The 12,273-nt window shown below is 68.2% G+C and carries 11 protein-coding genes; 4 read left to right on the forward strand and 7 right to left on the reverse strand.

The genetic code is table 11. The annotated features are described in order from the left end of the window. Positions 1 to 225: 225 nt before the first annotated feature. Positions 226 to 1,431, reverse strand: coding sequence for a tyrosine--tRNA ligase (gene tyrS / locus J2X58_RS13000; protein WP_310048674.1), 1,206 nt, complete (start codon positions 1,429 to 1,431; stop codon positions 226 to 228). A gap of 181 nt (positions 1,432 to 1,612) precedes the next feature. Here tyrS and J2X58_RS13005 point away from each other — a divergent pair, with 181 nt between their 5' ends. Together J2X58_RS13005 and J2X58_RS13010 are read left to right on the forward strand one after the other, a co-directional pair. Then, positions 1,613 to 3,106: a peptidoglycan DD-metalloendopeptidase family protein gene (locus J2X58_RS13005; RefSeq protein WP_310048675.1), complete on the forward strand. Its 1,494-nt coding sequence runs from the start codon at positions 1,613 to 1,615 to the stop codon at positions 3,104 to 3,106. A 3-nt stretch (positions 3,107 to 3,109) separates the two neighbouring features. Continuing rightward, positions 3,110 to 4,237 carry an anhydro-N-acetylmuramic acid kinase gene (locus J2X58_RS13010; protein WP_310048676.1) on the forward strand — a complete coding sequence of 376 codons (1,128 nt, stop codon included), beginning with the start codon at positions 3,110 to 3,112 and terminating at the stop codon, positions 4,235 to 4,237. Here the strand turns inward: J2X58_RS13010 and J2X58_RS13015 are convergent. The 3 genes from J2X58_RS13015 to J2X58_RS13025 all read right to left on the reverse strand — a co-directional run bounded on the left by J2X58_RS13015 (position 4,234) and on the right by J2X58_RS13025 (position 6,695). Then, on the reverse strand, positions 4,234 to 4,527 hold the full coding sequence (locus J2X58_RS13015; protein ID WP_310048678.1) for a hypothetical protein: 294 nt from the start codon (positions 4,525 to 4,527) through the stop codon (positions 4,234 to 4,236). The genes J2X58_RS13010 and J2X58_RS13015 overlap by 4 nt on opposite strands. Before the next feature lie 96 nt (positions 4,528 to 4,623). Further along, positions 4,624 to 5,928 (reverse strand): MFS transporter, encoded by a 1,305-nt coding sequence (locus tag J2X58_RS13020; protein ID WP_310048679.1) that lies wholly within the window; start codon positions 5,926 to 5,928, stop codon positions 4,624 to 4,626. Continuing rightward, on the reverse strand, positions 5,925 to 6,695 hold the full coding sequence (locus J2X58_RS13025; RefSeq protein ID WP_310048680.1) for an exodeoxyribonuclease III: 771 nt from the start codon (positions 6,693 to 6,695) through the stop codon (positions 5,925 to 5,927). Before J2X58_RS13025 ends, J2X58_RS13020 begins: the two co-directional genes overlap by 4 nt. 111 nt (positions 6,696 to 6,806) lie before the next feature. Here J2X58_RS13025 and pyrE point away from each other — a divergent pair, with 111 nt between their 5' ends. Together pyrE and J2X58_RS13035 are read left to right on the forward strand one after the other, a co-directional pair. Continuing rightward, positions 6,807 to 7,454 (forward strand): orotate phosphoribosyltransferase, encoded by a 648-nt coding sequence (gene pyrE, locus J2X58_RS13030; RefSeq protein WP_090174864.1) that lies wholly within the window; start codon positions 6,807 to 6,809, stop codon positions 7,452 to 7,454. A 99-nt stretch (positions 7,455 to 7,553) separates the two neighbouring features. Continuing rightward, positions 7,554 to 8,207, forward strand: coding sequence for a DUF4124 domain-containing protein (locus tag J2X58_RS13035; protein WP_310048682.1), 654 nt, complete (start codon positions 7,554 to 7,556; stop codon positions 8,205 to 8,207). Between the two features lie 6 nt (positions 8,208 to 8,213). Here the strand turns inward: J2X58_RS13035 and J2X58_RS13040 are convergent, their stop codons facing one another. Genes J2X58_RS13040 through coaBC form a run of 3 tightly spaced genes read right to left on the reverse strand, consistent with a single transcriptional unit; the run spans position 8,214 to position 12,237 of the window. Beyond that, positions 8,214 to 10,523, reverse strand: coding sequence for a phosphomannomutase/phosphoglucomutase (locus tag J2X58_RS13040; RefSeq protein WP_310048683.1), 2,310 nt, complete (start codon positions 10,521 to 10,523; stop codon positions 8,214 to 8,216). Between the two features lie 56 nt (positions 10,524 to 10,579). Further along, complete coding sequence (gene dut / locus J2X58_RS13045; protein WP_310048685.1) at positions 10,580 to 11,035, reverse strand: dUTP diphosphatase; 456 nt, start codon at positions 11,033 to 11,035, stop codon at positions 10,580 to 10,582. After that, entirely contained in the window at positions 11,032 to 12,237 is a 1,206-nt protein-coding gene (gene coaBC / locus J2X58_RS13050; protein WP_310048686.1) for a bifunctional phosphopantothenoylcysteine decarboxylase/phosphopantothenate--cysteine ligase CoaBC, read from the reverse strand. The genes dut and coaBC overlap by 4 nt, the downstream gene beginning before the upstream one ends. Between the last annotated feature and the right edge of the window lie 36 nt (positions 12,238 to 12,273).

A 12,273-nucleotide genomic window follows, 5' to 3' on the forward strand; every position in this document is an offset into this window, starting at 1 on the left:
CTTTCGTTGATGCCCTCTGAACATTTCGTCCCGAGGTGAGCCGCCCATTCTATATCGTTTTTCGTTTCCGTCAACACCCTCGTGAAACTTTTTTTCGAGGTCGCCGACGAGGCGATACAGCTGCCGTAGCGTTCGTCTTTCGACGTGGGCCGCTGCGGGGAGGCGAATAATACGGATTCCTAAGAATGCCGCAACCCCTTTCGTGAAGTTTTTTTGAAACCTGCGTTAAATCAGCCGGATACGCGTGAAGTTTCGTTTGCCGACCTGGAGCACGCCCTCGAATCCGGCCGTGAAGACCCGCGAAGTGTCCTCCACGACCTCGCCATCGATGCGCACCGCGCGCTCTTTCAGCTTCCGGTTCGCTTCCGAATTGCTCGGCGTGACGCCCGCGGCGGTCAAAAGGGCGGCCAGACGGAAGCCTTCGGCAGGCGCCGCGATGTCGGTGAGCGGCAGGAGCGAGGTATCGCCCTCCCCGCGCACCACCGCATGCCAGCCGGCGATGGCCTGTTCGGCGGCGCCCGCGTCGTGGAAACGCGTGGCCAACTCGCGCGCGAGCCTCAGCTTGGCGTCGCGCGGGTTCAGCGCGCCGGAGGCGATATCCGCCTTCATGGTCGCCAGCTCGTCGAGCGACACCTCGAAGCTGAGCAGCTCGAACCAGCGCCACATGAGGTCGTCGCCGATCTTCATCGTCTTGGTGACGATGTCGATCGCCGGCTCGTTGATGCCGATGTAGTTGCCCAGCGACTTGGACATCTTGGCCACGCCGTCCAGTCCCTCGAGCAGGGGCATGGTCAGCACGATCTGCGGCGCCTGGCCGTGATGCTCCTGAAGGGCGCGCCCCATCAGCAGGTTGAACTTCTGGTCCGTGCCGCCGAGTTCGACATCCGCCTCGAGGGCGACGGAGTCGTAACCCTGCACCAGCGGATAAAGGAATTCATGGATGGCGATGGGCTGCTCGGCCTTGTAGCGCTTGGCGAAGTCGTCGCGCTCGAGCATGCGCGCCACCGTGTGCTGCGCGGCCAGGCGAATCATGTCGGCGGCGCCCATCTTGCCGAACCACTCGGAATTGAAGCGCAGCTCGGTCTTTTCGCGGTCGAGCACCTTGTAGACCTGCTCGGCGTAGGTCTCCGCGTTCGCCAGCACGTCCTCGCGGGTCAGCGGCTTGCGCGTCACGTTCTTGCCGGTGGGGTCGCCGATCATTCCCGTGAAGTCGCCGATCAGGAAGATCACCTGGTGCCCGAGATCCTGGAACTGGCGCATCTTGTTGAGCAGCACGGTATGGCCGATGTGCAGGTCCGGCGCCGTCGGATCGAACCCCGCCTTGATGCGCAGGGGGCGCCCGGTCTTCAGGCGGGCCTCGAGGTCTTCCTTCTTGATGATCTCGTCGGCGCCGCGGGCGATCAGTGCCAGGGCCTGGTCCAGCTCGTTCATGCTTGCTCTCTATATAGGGGGATCGACGGCCTTCACATTCGTGTGTGAAAACGCCGTGGGGGTTAATTGTGCGTTAACCGCAAGATGTGATGCAAAGCCTTGATGGAAAAGGCGTTGACGGCCTTTGCACAGGGCCGTTATGGTACGCGACAACTCGGGGCGAGCGGATACAAGAAAGACAATGGGTGATGTGAACCGCGGAGCGCACAGCGCTCGCAAGCAGGCCATCCGGCGCAAGGCGCAGCGCCGTCATTCGCACTTCTACGACAGCCGCGCCCACTGGTCCTTCAGTCGCAACGCGTCGGCCGAGCCGCTGAGCTGGTCGCGCGAGCGCTGGATCCTCGCCGGCACCGCTTTCTTTCTGGTCATCCTTTCGGCGCTCGTGATTCCGGCATGGGCCGGCGCGATGCGCAAGGAAACCGTCGCCACCGCGCTGCCACGCGTCAACACGGACATTCCGCGCCCCGACGTGCAGTCGAACGTCGCCCTCGCCGTCGTGCCGCTCGCCGTGCCGCGCCTCGATCCCGCCAGCGTGAAGCCCCTCCCGCCGGTGGAGACCTGGAACACCGTGCAGGTGCAACCCGGCCAGACGCTCGCGGACATCTTCGTCGCGCAGGGCTTGTCGATGACCGATCTGCAACGCGTCATCGACGCCGCCGGCGGCACGAAGGTCTTCCACCAGATCAAGCCCGGCCAGGAATTCCAGTTCCTCGTCAACGCCGACCACACGCTCGAGGGCGTGCGGTTCGACCAGGACGAAACGAGCGTCGCCACGCTGCGTTTCACGAGCGGCAAGGCCGAACTCACCACGCAGAAGCGCGACGTGCAGCGTCGCGAGCACATCGCGCACGGCCTCATCGACAGCTCCCTGTTCGGCGCGGCGTCGAAGGCCGGCATGAGCAACGCGATGGTCCTGAAGCTCGCCGAGGTCTTCAAGTTCGACATCGACTTCGTGCAGGACCTCCGCGTAGGCGACAACTTCACCGTCGTCTACGACGACGTCTACAGCGACGGCGCGTTCATGCGCGAAGGCGACATCGTCGCCGCCGAGTTCATCAACCAGGGCAAGCGCTACACCGCGTACCGTTACAAGAACGGCGACAAGGTGGGCTACTACAGCGAGGAAGGCCGTCCGCTGCAGGGTTCGTTCCTGCGCATCCCGGTCGACTTCACGCGCATCTCGTCGCAGTTCAGCGCGGGCCGCATGCACCCGATCCTCGGCAAGATGCGCGCGCACAAGGGCGTCGATTACGCCGCTCCCTCGGGCACGCCGATCCACGCGGCCGGCGACGGCGTCGTCAAGTTCCGTGGCTGGATGAACGGCTATGGCAACTTCGTCGTGATCCAGCACAACGCGTCGATCAGCACCGCCTACGGCCACATGTCGCGCTTCGCGAACCTGCGCGTCGGCCAGCGCGTCAGCCAGGGCAGCACCATCGGCTACGTCGGCATGACCGGCCTCGCCACCGGCCCGCACCTGCACTACGAATTCCGCGTCAACAACGCGCAGCGCGATCCGCAGACGGTCACGCTGCCGAAGCCGGAGCCGCTCCCCGCCGCGCAGCTGGCGAAGTTCAAGAAAGAGATCGTCGGGCCGCAGCTCGTCCGCCTGAACCAGGTGGACAACAACACGAAGCTCGCCCGCAGCGAGACCGCGAAGAACGACGGCGGCTGATCCGTGGCGACCACGGACGGCCTCTACCTCGGCCTCATCTCCGGGACCAGCGCCGACGGCATCGACGCGGCCCTGGTCCGTTTCACCGACGGACGCCCCGCACTCGTCGCGGGCCTGACGCATCCCTGGGAGGACGCGCTCCGCGCGAGGATCCTCGCGGTCGCGCAGGACGAACTCCGTCTCGACCTCGACGCCTACGGGCGCCTCGACGTCGCCGTGGGGATGGCGTTCGCCGATGCCGCCCGCGCCGTGATCGCGAAGGCCGGCGTGCCGGCATCGTCCGTTACCGCCATCGGCTCGCACGGTCAGACCATCCGCCATCGCCCGTCGGGCACTCACCCGTTCACGCTGCAGATCGGCGATGCCTCGGTGATCGCGGAACGCAGCGGCATCGACACCGTGGCCGACTTCCGCCGCGCGGATGTCGCCGCCGGTGGTCAGGGCGCGCCCCTCGTACCCGCCTTCCACGCCACGGTGCTGCGTCCGTCGAACGGCTCGCGCGTCGTGCTCAACCTCGGCGGGATCGCCAACGTCACGCGATTGACGCCGGAGGGCGACGTCACCGGTTTCGACACGGGTCCGGCCAACGGACTGATGGACGCCTGGTGCCTTCGCCACCGCGGCGAAGCCTTCGATCGCGACGGCATTTTCGCGGCCTCGGGTACGGTCGACGCCGCCTTGCTGGCCGAGTTGCTCGACGACGCCTATTTCGTGCTCGACCCGCCCAAGAGCACCGGCAGGGAACACTTCCATCTGGCGTGGCTCGACGAACATCCGCGCGTGGCCGATCTGAGTCCGGAGGACGTGCAGGCGACGCTGCTGGCGTTGAGCGCGGCCTCGATCGGCGACGCCATCGCGCGTTACGCGCCGGACGCCGTCGACGTCGTCGCATGCGGCGGCGGGGTGCACAACACGGCGCTGATGCGTGCGCTCACGGCGCGCCTCGAAGGTCGCGCGTTGCGTTCGAGCGCCGATTTCGGCATCGATCCCGACCAGATGGAGGCGATGGCCTTCGCATGGCTGGCCTATCGCCGCGTGCGTGGCGAGCCGGGGAATCTTCCGGCGGTGACCGGTGCGCGGGGCCTTCGCTTGCTGGGTGCGGTTTACGCCGCCTCGCAGGAATCGCGCTAGAACGTCTCCGGAGCCTTCACCGGCCGCGCACCGGCATCGGCCAGCGTCGACGGCGACGCCTGCGCCAGCGCGGACAGTGCTTCCTGGAACGCGGCCTGTTCCTCGGCGTCCCACGCACCCGTCAGGTGCGCGATGTCGCCCGGTTCGAGCAAAAGCTCGTTGAACACGTCGCCCGGGCTCAGACCCAGCCCGTAACGCAACGCGTGCAGGATGACCTCGTTGATCGACCAGCGTCGTTCACGGGCGAGCGTCTTGATCCGCTCGGCCATCTGCTCGTCGATATGTCTCACCACTATATCTGGCACGTGCGTGACCCTCCTCGCGCATGCCCCCTGTGGGGCCGATGGTACACATTTCTGGCATGACGCGAAGGTCGGCCATTCGGCTTACGTCGCGTCGCCGCCCTCCGGCCGCGGCATCCGTTTCCACAGCCATGCCAGCACGATGAGCGTCGGCACGATCGAGACGGTACTGACCACGAAGAGCGACGCGTAGCCCGAATCCTTGACGAGGAATCCCGAGAATCCACCGATGATCTTGCCCGGAAGGTTCGCCAGCGCGCTGAGCAGCGCGTACTGCGTGGCCGTGAAGCTGCGGTTGACCAGGCCGGACATGAAGGCCACCAGCACCGGCCCGGCGAAGCCTTGCGCGAAGTTGTCGCCGGAGAGCGTGGCGACGAAGGCCCACGTCTGGCCGGGATTCGCGGCCATGAGCAGATAGAGCATGTTCGACAGCGCCACGCCGATGGCGGCGACCACGAGCAGCCGGCGCATCTCGAAACGCACGACGGCCCAGCCGCCCAGCAGCGCGCCGAGGATGCCGATGATCACGCCGTAAACCTTCGAGACCTCGGCGATCTGCGTCTTGCTGAATCCCGCGTCGAGGTAGAACGGATACGCCATCACGCCGAGCATCTGGTCCGGCAGCCGGAACAGCGCCACGAAGAGGAGCAGGCCAAGGGCCAGGGGCGCACCGAACCGCGCGAGGAAGTCGCGGAACGGCCCGACGAAGCCTTCCTGTACCGCGACGCGCAGGGGCACGCGCTCGCGCACCCTATGTTCGGGTTCGCGTGCCACGAGCACCGTGACGAAGGGCACCACGAGCAGCGCGCAGATGGCCACGTAGCCGCCCTGCCAGCCGAAGGCGTCCGCCACGATCAGGATGCCCGCGCCGCCGGCGATCAGCCCGAGCCGATAGCCGAGCGTGTACGTGGCGGCCAGGGCGCCCTGCGCTTCCTGCGGCGCGATCTCCACGCGGTACGCGTCCACGACGATGTCGATCGTCGCTCCCGCGATGGCCGCGATCAACGTCATGCCCATGAATCGCGGCAGCGACACCGTGGGCGGCATCGCCGCCATGCCCAGCAGCCCGGCACCGAGCAGCAGGATCGCGAACATCAGCCAGCCACGGCGCAGGCCGAGGCGGCCGAAGAGCGGCAGGCGGAACCTGTCGACCACGGGCGCCCAGAGGAACTTGAAGTTGTAGGCGAACGTGACGTAGCTGGCGATGCCGATGGCGCCGTAATCGACGCCGGATTCCTTCAGCCACGCCGACAGCGTGTTGCCCACCAGCAGGAACGGCAGCCCCGAGGCGAGGCCGAAGAACAGCATGATGACCGCGCCCGGCTGAGCGAACGCCGCGAACAGACCATGCCAGCCCTTGTAGCGCGCGGGCTCCCCGCCGCTGCTCACTCCGCGTAGTCCACGGTGAACGGCGCATGGTCCGAGAAGCGCTCGTCGCGGTAGATCGAGCAGTCGCGCAGGCGGTCGCGCAGGCCGGGGGTGACGATCTGGTAATCGATCCGCCACCCCACATTGTTCGCGCGTGCCTGGCCCCGGTTCGACCACCAGGTGTACTCGACGGCGTCGGGCTTGAGGGCGCGGAAGCTGTCCACCCAGCCGATCTCGTTGAACAGCAGGTCGAGCCAGGCGCGTTCCTCGGGCAGGCAGCCCGAGTTCTTCTGGTTCGAGGTCCAGTTCTTGATGTCGTTCTTCGTGTGGACGATGTTCCAGTCGCCGCACAGCACATAGTCGCGGCCGCTGGCCGCCCACTCGCGCAGGATCGGCGTCAGCCACTCCATCACCCGGAACTTGTACTGCTGCCGTTCGTCGCCGGACGATCCCGACGGGATGTAGAACGAGACGACGCTCAGGTTGCCGTAGCGCGCCTCGATGTAGCGGCCCTCGCAGTCGAAGTCCTCGCGGCCGAGCGACACGCGCACTTCGTCCGGCTCGCGTTTCGAATAGATGGCCACGCCGCTGTAGCCCTTCTTGCTGCGGGCGTCGTGGTAGAAGCAATGGTGACCGTCGGGCCGGAACATCGGGTCGGTGAGCTGGGATTCCTGCGATTTGGTTTCCTGCAGGCAGACGACGTCGGCGTCCTGCTTGCGAAGCCACTCGAACACGCCCTTGGTGGCGGCGGAGCGGATACCGTTGGCGTTCAGCGAAATGATGCGCATGGGGCCCTGTCGATGCGTTCGGCGATCCGCCCATGATAACCCGCGGGTGGGCCGCCCCTCGGACCCGGCTGTACCATGGCGGTCTCCCATCGCTCCCGCCCGAGATCGCCCGTGCACGACTACCAACGCGAATTCATCGAACTCACCCTCGCCCGCGACGTCCTCCGCTTCGGCGAGTTCACCCTGAAGTCGGGACGTAGCAGCCCGTACTTCTTCAACATGGGCCGGATCGACTCGGGGGCCGCGCTGGCCCGCCTGGGGCGCTCGTACGCCGAGGCGGCGGTTCGCTCCGGCGTCCCCTTCGACATGCTGTTCGGTCCGGCGTACAAGGGCATCGCCCTGGCCGCCGCCACGGCGATCGCGCTGGCCGACACCCAGGACCGCGACGTGCCCTGGGCCTACAACCGCAAGGAGGCCAAGGATCACGGCGAAGGCGGCACGCTGGTCGGCGCGCCGCTGAAAGGCCGCGTGCTGATCGTCGACGACGTGATGACCGCCGGCACCGCCGTGCGCGAATCCCTGGAACTGATCCGGGCGCAGGGTGCCGAGCCCGCGGGCGTGCTCATCGCGCTCGATCGCCAGGAGCGCGGCCAGGGCGACCGCTCCGCCGCCCAGGAAGTCGCGGCCCAGTTCGGCATCCCCGTGATCGCCATCGCCAGCCTGGCCGACGTGCTGGCCTACGCCGGCGAGCGGCCCGAACTCGCCGCCGAGCATGGCCGGCTGGTGGCCTACCGCGACCGCTACGGCGTGAGCGGCTGAGGGAAAACGGCGATTGCGTCACGCGGCCGGCGCGGCTTGCCGGCCGCGCGCAATCCGCCTGCCCGCGCTGGCTATACTCCATCGACAGGAGGGGAAAGCATGCGAGCAGCGCGATACATCCTGGCGGGGGCGGCACTGTGCATCGGCACGGCCGCGTTCGCCCAGAACACCACGAACAACAACGCCTACCGGTATCGCTGGAAGGATGCCACCGGGCATTCGTACTTCAGCGACAGTCTCTCGCCGGAGGCGATGAAGGCCGGCTACGACATCGTCAACGCCCAGGGCATGGTCGTCCGCCATGTGGATCGCCAGCTGACGGCCGACGAACGCGCCGCGGCGCGGAAAGTGGCCGACGCCCAGGCGGCGGCGCTGCAGGCTCAGCAGCAGCGCCAGCGCGAAGACGCCCAGATGCTCAACGCATACCCGAACGAGGCCGCCTTCGCGGCGGCGAAGGGCGCCGAGCTCGACAACTTCGAGCAGGCGGCGCGCACCACGCGCCTCAATCTGCAGGGACAGGAAAAGGCCCTCGCCGATCTGCTCGCCCGCGCCGGCGACCTCGAACGCGCGAAGCAGCCGGTGCCCAAGTACCTCAACGACCGCATCGCCGAGCAGCGCAACACGGTGGCGTCGCTGCGTGCCACGCTACAGCGCCAGCTCGCGGCGAAGGAATCGGCCAAGGCCAACCTGGACGCCCAGCTCCGCCACTACAGGGAACTGAAGGCCGCCAGCGCCGCCAGCGGCCCGCGGTAGCCGCCGCTAGAAAGGCAACGCGAGGGACTTGTCGACCGCCAGCACGCGCTGGCGGAACGATTGCTTGATGCGCTCCAGGCTCCTGGCGCTATCGGCATCGAAGCGGAAGATGAGCGCGGGCGACGTATTGGACGCCCGGACCAGTCCGAAACCGTCCGCCCAATCCACGCGAACGCCGTCGATCGTCGTGACCCGCGCATCGTCGAACGTCGCCGACGCGCGGAACGCGTCCATGAAACGGAAGTGCGCGCCCTCTTCCATGGGCAGACGCAGTTCGGGTGTGGAAACGCTCTTGGGCAGCGTGTCGAACAGCTCCGCCACGCTGCGCTCCTCCACGTCGCCAGCGACGATCTCGAGCAGGCGCGCCGCCGCGTAGATACCGTCGTCGAAACCGTACCAGCGGTTGTTGTCGGCGAAGAAGAAGTGGCCGCTCATCTCGCCGGCAAGCGCCGCGCCCGTCTCGCGCAGCTTGGCCTTCATCAGCGAGTGCCCCGTGCGCCACATCAGCGGCACGCCGGCCGACTGCTGGATCACGCCACGCAGGTGGCCGGTGCACTTCACGTCGTAGATGATCGTGGCGCCGGGATTGCGCGCGAGCACGTCCTGCGCGAAGAGCATCAGCAGACGATCGGGCCACACGATCTCGCCCGCCTGCGTCACGACGCCCAGCCGGTCGCCGTCGCCGTCGAACGCGATGCCGAGGTCGGCGCCGATCGTGTGCACGGCGGCGATGAGATCGGCGAGGTTGCGCGGATCGGACGGATCGGGATGGTGGTTCGGGAACTGACCGTCGACATCGCAGTACAACGGGATCACTTCACAACCGATGTCCTCGAGCACGCGCGGGGCCACGGCCCCCGCCACGCCGTTGCCGGCGTCGACGACGACCTTGAGGCGCCGCTCGGCGGCGACGTCGCCGGCGATGCGGGCCACGTATGCCTCCGTTGCCGACTGCTCGCGCCAGGTGCCCACGCCGTCGGCGGGCAGGTTGCCCGCCACGATGCGCCGATGCAGGTCGGCGATCGCGTCTTCGGAGAGCGTCTCGCCGCCGATCACGATCTTGAAGCCGTTGTGGTCCGCGGGATTGTGGCTTCCCGTGACCGAGACGGCGCAACCCGTGCCGAAGTGGTAGGCGGCGAAGTAGACGACCGGTGTCGGCACCATGCCGAGGTCGATCACGTCGATGCCGGCGGCCCGCAGGCCGTCCGACAGGGCGTGGGCCAGCTCGGCACCGGAGAGCCGCCCGTCGCGCCCGACGACGATCTCGCGGAGGTCGGCGTCGAGCATGCGCGCGCCGATGGCCTGGCCGATGCGATGGGCGATGTCGGCGGTGAGCGTCTTACCGACCACGCCGCGGATGTCGTACGCGCGGAAGATCGCCGGATCGAGCGACGGCTCGCCGGCCGCCGGAGCGGCGACGGGCGTGGGCGCTGCGACGGCGGCCGGCGCGGGCGTCGGGGGCAGCCTCGGCTTGCGCACGACGTCCGCCACCATCACGTCCGGCTCGGGCATCGCCTCGGGTTCGACGGCCGGGCGGCGGCGCAGGCCCCAGAGCAGCAAGGCACCGCCGCCGAGTCCCACCAGGGACAGCAACGCGCCGAGCGCCTCCGAGTGCGGAATGACGATGAAGGCCTTGGGCATCGCGGCGAACACGAACAGCGACGTGCCCTCCACGCGCTGCCCTTCGGCTTCGAGTTCGGCGGACCGGGAGCCGACGTCCAGCAGGCGCAGGCTGTCGCGTCCCTCGCCTTGGCGCAGCTCGAGGCGGCCGCCGCCCGGCGATGCGGCATCGAACCGGGCGACGATGTCGTCGAAGGGGTATTCGAGCCAGATCCAGGCGCGAACCGTGCCCTCGCCCGCCACAGGCTCGACCATGGATAGCCGTCGCTCGCCGTCCTTCAGCGACGTGGACGCCCGCGGCGGTCCGCTGCCGCCCAGGGCGGCCATGAGCTGCGCGGCCTTCGCGTAGCCGAACTCACGGTAGTTGGCACGCACCACCTCATCCAGGCCGCCGCTGTAGACCTCGACGACGCGGACGGAAGGGAGCGCCGCGCGCAGCCTTTCCGCCGCCGTGGCGTGATCGTCGATGGACGTCGCGATGCCGCCTGCCATGAGCGCGCGCTGCAGGGCTTCGCGCTTGCCCGCGATCAGCGCGCCGAGTTCTCGCGTGGTATCCCGCTGGGCCGCATGCGTGCGCTCGGCGGCGCTTCCCTCATCGGCGATCAGCCAGGTCTGCCACGCGCAGAAAACGCCGGCGACGAGCAGCAACGTCGCGCCCGCCAGGGGCAGCAAACGTCGCAGATCCACACGGGACATGCGTCCCGCCCCTCCCTCTTTCGATGCCATGTCGCCCCTTCGCTACCCCGGCAGAATCAGCCAACACCCGTCGAGCCGAATCCTCCCTCGCCCCGCTGCGAGGGGGTGAACCCTTCTACCACCCGGAGGCGCGCTCGGCCGACCGGCACGAGCAATAATTGCGCAATCCGGTCGCCGGGCGCGATGGTCACCGGCGCGCTTCCGCGGTTCCAGCACGAGATCATCAACGGACCCTGATAGTCCGCGTCGATGACGCCGACGAGGTTGCCCATCACGAGTCCCTGCTTATGGCCCAGGCCGGAGCGCGGCACGATCAGCGCGCACCATGCCGGATCGCCGATGTGGATCGCCAGTCCCGAGGGCACCAGCGCGCTCTCTCCCGGTACCAGCGTCAGCGGCGCATCCACCGCCGCGCGCAGGTCCATGCCCGCGCTACCCGCGGTGGCCGGTTCCGGCAGCGGGATCGAGTCGCCCAGGCGCGGATCGAGGATCTTCAGTTCGATGTCTATCAAGGCGTGGTTCCGGTGAGGAATCGTTTGGCGATGAGCGCGATGAGCCGTCGGGCCAGTTCGGTCTTCGGCATCTCGGGCAACGCTTCGTCGCCGCCATGCCAGTAGACGTGCAGCGCGTTGTCCGCCACCTCGAAGCCTTTCCCGCTCGTGACATCGTTCGCCGCGATCATGTCGATGCCCTTGCGGGCCAGCTTGTCCTGCGCATACCCCTCGATGTCGCGGGTCTCCGCGGCGAAGCCCACGAGGTACGGGCGCACGGGCTGCACCGCGAGCGCCGCGATGATATCCGGGTTCTCGGTGAGCTCGAGGCGCAGCGGCACGCCGCCCGCCTTCTTCAGCTTGTAGTCCGCCGCTTCGACGGGGCGATAGTCGCCCACCGCCGCCGCGCCGATGTAGATGTCGGCGCCCGCGCACGCCGCCACGACGGCGTCGTGCATCTGGCGCGCGCTGCGGACGTCGACGCGCTCGACGCCCGGCGGCGTGGGAAGCGACACAGGACCGGCCACCAGCGTCACCGACGCCCCCGCGTCGCGCGCCGCCGCGGCGACCGCGAAACCCATGCGACCGGAGCTTCGATTGCCGATAAAGCGCACGGGATCGATGTCTTCATACGTCGGGCCGGCGCTGACGACGACGCGCCGACCGCGCAGCGGTTGCTCGCCGAACGACGCCACGAGGATGTCGCGCAGTTCGTGCGGTTCCAGCATGCGGCCTGAGCCGATGTCCCCGCAGGCCTGGTCGCCGTCGGCTGGGCCCAGGACACCGACGCCGCGGACGCGAAGCGTGCCGACGTTGGCCTGCACGGCGAGGTTCGCCCACATCTGCTGGTTCATCGCAGGCGCCACGTACACCGGCGCCGCGGTGGCCAGCACGACCGTCGTCAGAAGGTCGTCGGCATGGCCGTGCGCCAGGCGCGCGATGGTGTCGGCGCTCGCGGGCGCGATCAGGACGCGCTCGGCCCAGCGGGCGAGCTCGATATGCCCCATCGCGGCCTCGCCCTGCTCGTCCCACAGGCTCACGCGCACCGGCTGGCCAGAAAGGGCCTGGAACGTCGTGGGCGTGACGAAATGCGTGGCGCCTTCCGTCATCACGACGCGCACCTCGGCCTCGAGGTCGCGGAGGCGCCGCACGAGTTCGCAGATCTTGTACGCGGCGATACCACCGGTAACGCCAATCAGGATGCGACGCTGGCGAAGGCTCATGGCGGGATGGCGGTTCGGAAGGCACGTTAGCTTAAC

This window comes from Luteibacter sp. 3190 (assembly GCF_031456385.1).
Lineage (GTDB): Bacteria > Pseudomonadota > Gammaproteobacteria > Xanthomonadales > Rhodanobacteraceae > Luteibacter.

Excerpts from the sequence above, each read along its gene's own strand:
- tyrS (WP_310048674.1), bottom strand. The coding sequence starts at position 1,431 with ATGAACGAGCTGGACCAGGCCCTGGCACTGATCGCCCGCGGCGCCGAC.
- J2X58_RS13005 (WP_310048675.1), top strand. The coding sequence starts at position 1,613 with ATGGGTGATGTGAACCGCGGAGCGCACAGCGCTCGCAAGCAGGCCATC.
- J2X58_RS13025 (WP_310048680.1), bottom strand. The coding sequence starts at position 6,695 with ATGCGCATCATTTCGCTGAACGCCAACGGTATCCGCTCCGCCGCCACC.
- J2X58_RS13035 (WP_310048682.1), top strand. The coding sequence starts at position 7,554 with ATGCGAGCAGCGCGATACATCCTGGCGGGGGCGGCACTGTGCATCGGC.
- J2X58_RS13040 (WP_310048683.1), bottom strand. The coding sequence starts at position 10,523 with ATGTCCCGTGTGGATCTGCGACGTTTGCTGCCCCTGGCGGGCGCGACG.
- coaBC (WP_310048686.1), bottom strand. The coding sequence starts at position 12,237 with ATGAGCCTTCGCCAGCGTCGCATCCTGATTGGCGTTACCGGTGGTATC.